Annotated in this window: 1 protein-coding gene; it reads right to left on the minus strand. The window is 32.4% G+C overall.

Translation table 11 applies throughout. The annotated features are described in order from the left end of the window. A partial coding sequence (locus ACRC28_RS04105; RefSeq protein WP_438542183.1) for a DUF7507 domain-containing protein occupies positions 1-5,966 on the minus strand: 5,966 nt, incomplete at both ends.

Here is a 5,966-nt window from a genome sequence, read left to right on the forward strand (position 1 = left end):
TTTGGCATTGTATCTGTTACTAAAACTTTAAATTGAATAGTAGTTGGTACATTTGGAGGAACTGTTCCAAGTGGAACACCAGTTGAAAGATTTGCAGTTGAATTAACTACTCCATTAACAGTTACAGAACCTGTTATTAACATAGTTGAATTTGGAACTGTATCTTTAAATAAAACATTTAGTGCATCAACATTTCCTGTGTTTTTAACTACAATTGTGTAAGTTAAAGTATCATTTATTGCACCAAAACTCTTATCAACAGATTTAATAAGTCCACCATTTGAAGAGTCAATATTTGCATTATTTACTTTTGTGTAAACTATATTACTTGGGAATTTAACATTTTTAGCAATGTTAGTTATTGTGTTTGTAACATATGAATACCCAATTGTACATGCGTTAGGAATTGGATTAGGATTTGGAATTGTATTTACTTTAACTTTAAATGTTACTGTATTTGCAGAGAATGGAGTTAAAGTTCCTACAAAGATTCCTGTATTTGGATTAGCACCAGCTTGTGTTGTTCCATTAATAGTTACAGAACCTGGTATAAATGTTGTATCATTTGGAATTGTATCTTGAACAGTTACACTAGTTGCCGGAACATTTCCAGAGTTGTTTAAAAGAATTGTATAAGTGATAGTTTGTCCTACATCTGCATACAAGTAATCAACATTTTTAATTAAACCACCATCTGGTGCAGTAATTCTTGCTGTATTAACTTGAGTTAGTACTTGATTAGATGTGTCGGCTCCAGTTCCTGTTTCTCCTGTAATTGGATTAACAACATAGCTATAATTTGCAGTTGCATTATTTGGAATTGGATTTGGATTTGGAAGTGTATTAACCTTAACTTTAAATGTTACTGTAACTACTCCAAGTGGTGGAATATTTGAAACATTTAATCCTGTATTTGGGTCACCAGAAATTGGACTTCCATTTGAAGTTGCAGACCCTACTACAAATGTTGTATCAGCAGGTACTGTATCTTGCATTACTACATTTATGGCAGGAACATTTCCTTCATTTTTCATAACAACAGTATAAGTTAAAATATCATCAATATCAGCAAATGCCATATCAACTGATTTAACTATACCTTTTTTAGGATATCCTGGTATAACAGCTGTGTTTATAGTTGTTGGTACAATATTAGAATTACCACTACCAGATTTTCCGTTAGGAACTGATGATACTACTGTATAAGTGTAGTTTACTGTTCCACTGTTTTTAATTGGATTTGTGCTTGGAATAGAAGTAACTGTTACATCAAAAGTAACTAGTACTGTTTGACCAGGAGTTATAGTTCCAACTGGAATTCCAGAACCAGGATTTGCTGTTCCATTAGCTACTCCACCTACAGTTACAGAACCAGCTACAAAGCTTGTTTCAGCTGGAATTGTATCTTTTAAAACAATATTGTTTGCAGCTATATTTCCAGTATTCTTTAATGTGAAGGTATAAGTTATAGTATCTCCTACTTTTGCATAGTCTTTGCTTGTAGCTTTTACAAGACCTCCATCTGAATTGTCAATATAAGCATTGTTTATAGTAGTCGGAACAATTCCTGTTAAATGAGTTTCACTCTTTGGAAGTGTACCTACTAAGAATCCATATGAAACTTTTGCTTGGTTAACTATTGGATTTGGATTTGGAATTTTATCTACATGAACTTGGAATACAACTGTTACTACTGCATTTGGATTTATAGTTCCAACATTTATTCCAGTTTGGATATTTCCAGCATTAGCTACTCCATTTACTTTTAATGAAGAGGCTACATAACTTGTATCATTTGGAATTGTATCGCTAACCATTACATTAGTTGCAGCAATATTTCCAGTATTTTTAAGAACAATTGTATAAGTTAGGACATCACCTACATCAGCTTCTGATTTATCAACTGTTTTAGTAAGTCCACCATCTTCTGGTCTTATATTTGCTTGGCTTATTGTAGTTTGAACTATATTAGTTAAATTATTTTGACTATTTGTAGTTCCAAGAACTGTATCTACAACGTACGAATAATTTGCACTAGCTTGGTTAGGAATTGGGTTTGGTGTTGGAATTGTATCTACTGAAACTTTAAATGAAACAACTGCTTGTGCATTTGGTGCAAGACTTAAAGCTTGTATTCCAACTATAGGATCTCCTGTTGCTGCCACTCCATTTAGTAAGGAAGAACCTGCAATATAGCTTGTGTTATTTGGAATTGTATCTTTAACTACAATACCTGTTGCAGTAACATTCCCTGTATTTTTAAGTGTAATTGTATAAGTTAAGATGCCACCTACACTTTCGTATCCCTTATCAACAGTTTTAACAAGTCCACCATCAGCATTATTTATTCTTGCTGTATTAACTTGTGTTTGAACTTTATTAGTAGTTCCATTTGCAAGTCTGTCAGCTGCAGCTGGGTCTACTTTATATCCATAAGCTACTAAAGCTTCATTTGGAATTGGGTTAGGATTTGGAATAGTGTTAACTTTAACTTTAAATTGAACTGTTTTTGTTTGACCTGCATTTACAGTTCCTATATTTATTCCAGTTTGGATATTTCCAGCATTAGCTACACCATCTACTGTTAATGTGCTTGGAACATAGGTTGTGTCTGTTGGAATTGTATCTTTAACTATTACATTAGTTGCAGCTACATTTCCTGAATTTTTAACTGTAATTGTATAAGTTACTATATCATTTATATCAGCAAACGCCTTATCAACTGATTTAGTAAGGCTTCCATCATTATTTGTAATACTTGCAGTATTAACTTGAGTTGTAACAGTGTTTGATAAGCTACCACTTGGAGCTGTTTCGTTTGTTACTGGATTTACTGTAAACATATAGTTTACTACTGCATCATTTGGAATTGGATTAGGGTTTGGAATTGTATTTACTTTAACTTTAAAGCTTATAGTTGCAGTACCACCTGAATTGATACTTCCTACATTTATACCTGTGTTTGGAGCATCAGTTGAACTTGCGCCATTTACTGTAACTGAACCTGTAACAAATGTTGTATCTGTTGGAATTGTATCATTTAAAACAACTGAATTAACTGCTACGTTTCCTGAATTTTTCAAAACAATTGTATAAGTTACTATTTCATTTGTGTCGGCAAAAGCTTTATCAACAGTTTTTACTATTCCATTTTGTGGAGAACCTGCTATTATTCCTGTATTTACTGTTGTTGGTACAACATTTGAAATACCACTACTTGATTTTCCATTTGGATTTGCAGGATCAACTGTATAATTAAAGTTTACAACAGCTTGGTTTTTAATTGGATTTGGTACTGGAATTGTAGTTACAACTACATCAAAAGATACTGGGACAGAAGCACCAGGTGTTAATGAGCCAACTGGAATTCCTGTATTAGGATTAGAACTTCCACTTGAAGCTCCATTTACCATAACTGAACCTGCAACAAATGTTGTAGCTGAAGGTACTGTATCTATTAAAACAATATTATTAGCTGTAATATTACCTGTATTCAATAAATTTATAGTGTAAGTTATAGTATCGCCAATTTTAGCGAAATCCTTACTTGCTACTTTTATTAAACCGCCATCACTATTTGTTATAGATGCATTATTTATAGTAGTCGGAACTATAGATGTTAGATGTTCTTCTGCTTTTGTTCCTGTTCCTACATTAAATGAATATCCTACTTTTGCTTGGTTAATTATTGGGTTAGGATTTGGAATACTATCTACATGAACTTGGAACTGTACAGTTACTACTGCATTTGGATTTATAGTTCCAACATTTATTCCTGTGCCAATATTTCCAGCATTAGCTACTCCATTTACTTTTAATGATGCAGGTACATAAGTTGTATAGCTAGGAATTGTATCACTAACAACTACATTATTTGCGGCAACATTTCCAGTATTTTTAAGAACTATTGTATAAGTTAATACATCCCCTACGTCAGCTGAAGATTTATCAACAGTTTTAGTAAGCCCACCATCTTCTGGTCTTATATAAGCTTGACTTACAGTAGTTGAAACTATATTAGTTAAATTAGTTTGACTATTTGAAGTGTTTGTTACTGTATCAACAATATAATCAAAGCTTACTTGTCCTTGGTTAGGAATTGGATTTGGTGTTGGGATTGTATCAATAGTTACTTTAAATTGAACGACTTTAATTTCATTTGGTGCAAGTGTTCCTACAGAAACTCCAGATATCGGATCACCAGCATTTGGAATACCGTCTACAGTAGAACTACTAGCCACATAGCTTGTATTGTTTGGAATTGTATCTTTAAACACAATGTTGTTTGCAGTTACATTCCCTGTATTTTTAAGTGTAATTGTATAAGTTAAAGTGTTTCCTACACTATCATTTGCTTTATCAACTGTCTTAACAAGTCCACCATCATTATTAGAAATTCTTGCAGTGTTAACTCTTGTTTGTACATTATTTGTAAGAGCCTGTTTTGTTGTATCTACCCCAGTTGGATTAACTTTATATCCATAAGAAACTAAGGCCTCATTAGGAATTGGATTAGGATTTGGAATAGTATTTACTTTTACTTTAAATACTACAACTTTAGTCCCATTTGGAGTTATTGTTCCTATATTTATTCCTGTACTAATACTTCCTGCATTAGGAACACCATCAACTGTTAAAGAAGAGGCTACATAAGTTGTATCAGTTGGAATTGTATCTTTAACAATTACATTAGTTGCATCAACATTACCTGTATTTGTAACTGTAATTGTGTAAGTTACTATATCATTTATATCAGCAAAAGCTTTATCTACAGCTTTTGTAAGACTTCCATTACCATTTGTTATAATTGCAGTATTAACTTTAGTTTGAACACTATTTGTAGTATTTCTATCATTTACAGTTGTAGCACCTACAAGGTAGCTAAAGGTTGTATCAGCTGCATTTACAAGAGGATTTGGAGTTGGAATAGTATTTACGATTACTTTAAATTGAACTGTAGCTACTGCATTTGGTGCAATAGTTCCAACAGTAACACCAGCTGTAACTAAATCACCAGTTCCAGCCACTCCATTTACTAAAATACTTCCAGATACTAATGTTGTATCATTTGGAATTGTATCAAAAAGTTTAACATTAGTTGCATCTACATTACCAGTATTTTTAAGAACAACTGTATAAGTTACAGTTTCTCCTACATCAGCAAAAGCTTTATCTACTAATTTTACAAGGCCACCATCAGAAGGTCTTATATAAGCTTGTGCTATTGTTGTTAATACTGTATTTGATAAGTTTTTAGTATTTGTATCATTTGGAGTATCTACTGTAAATGAGTAATCAATTAAAGCTTGGTTAGGAATTGGATTTGGTACTGGAATTGTATCTACTAAAACTTTAAATGAAATTGTCTTAACTCCATTTGGAACGATTGTACCAAGCGTTATTCCACTGCTTATGCTTCCAGCATTAGGAACACCATCAACTGTTAATGAAGATGGTACATAAGATGTTCCATTTGGAATTGTATCTTTAATTAATACGTTATTAGCATCAACATTTCCTGTATTTTTAATTGGAATTGTATAAGTTATCTGATCTCCTACTTTAGCAAAAGTTAAATCATTAGATTTAACTAATCCACCATCTACATTTGAGATAAGTGCAAGCTTTATAGTAGTAGTTACTTTATTTGAAATTTGAGAATCTGTTCTTGGTGCTTGAGTTGGGTCTACTAAATATGAATAATCAACAATACCTTCATTTGGAATTGGATTTACAGCTGGAATAGTTGTTATTGTAACATCGAATGTTATTGTTGCAACTTGGTTAGGTGCTAAAGTTCCAACGGTTACACCACTTGTTAAGTTTCCAGGTGCTGCACTTCCATTTAATTTAAGTGTTCCTGCATTTAAAGTAGTTCCACTTGGAACTGTATCTTTAAATAAAACACTTGTTGCATTAACATTTCCTGTATTTTTAAGAACTATTGTATATGGAATAACATCTCC

Origin of the sequence: Clostridium sp. (assembly GCF_051650885.1) — a bacterium.
GTDB lineage: Bacteria > Bacillota > Clostridia > Clostridiales > Clostridiaceae > Clostridium.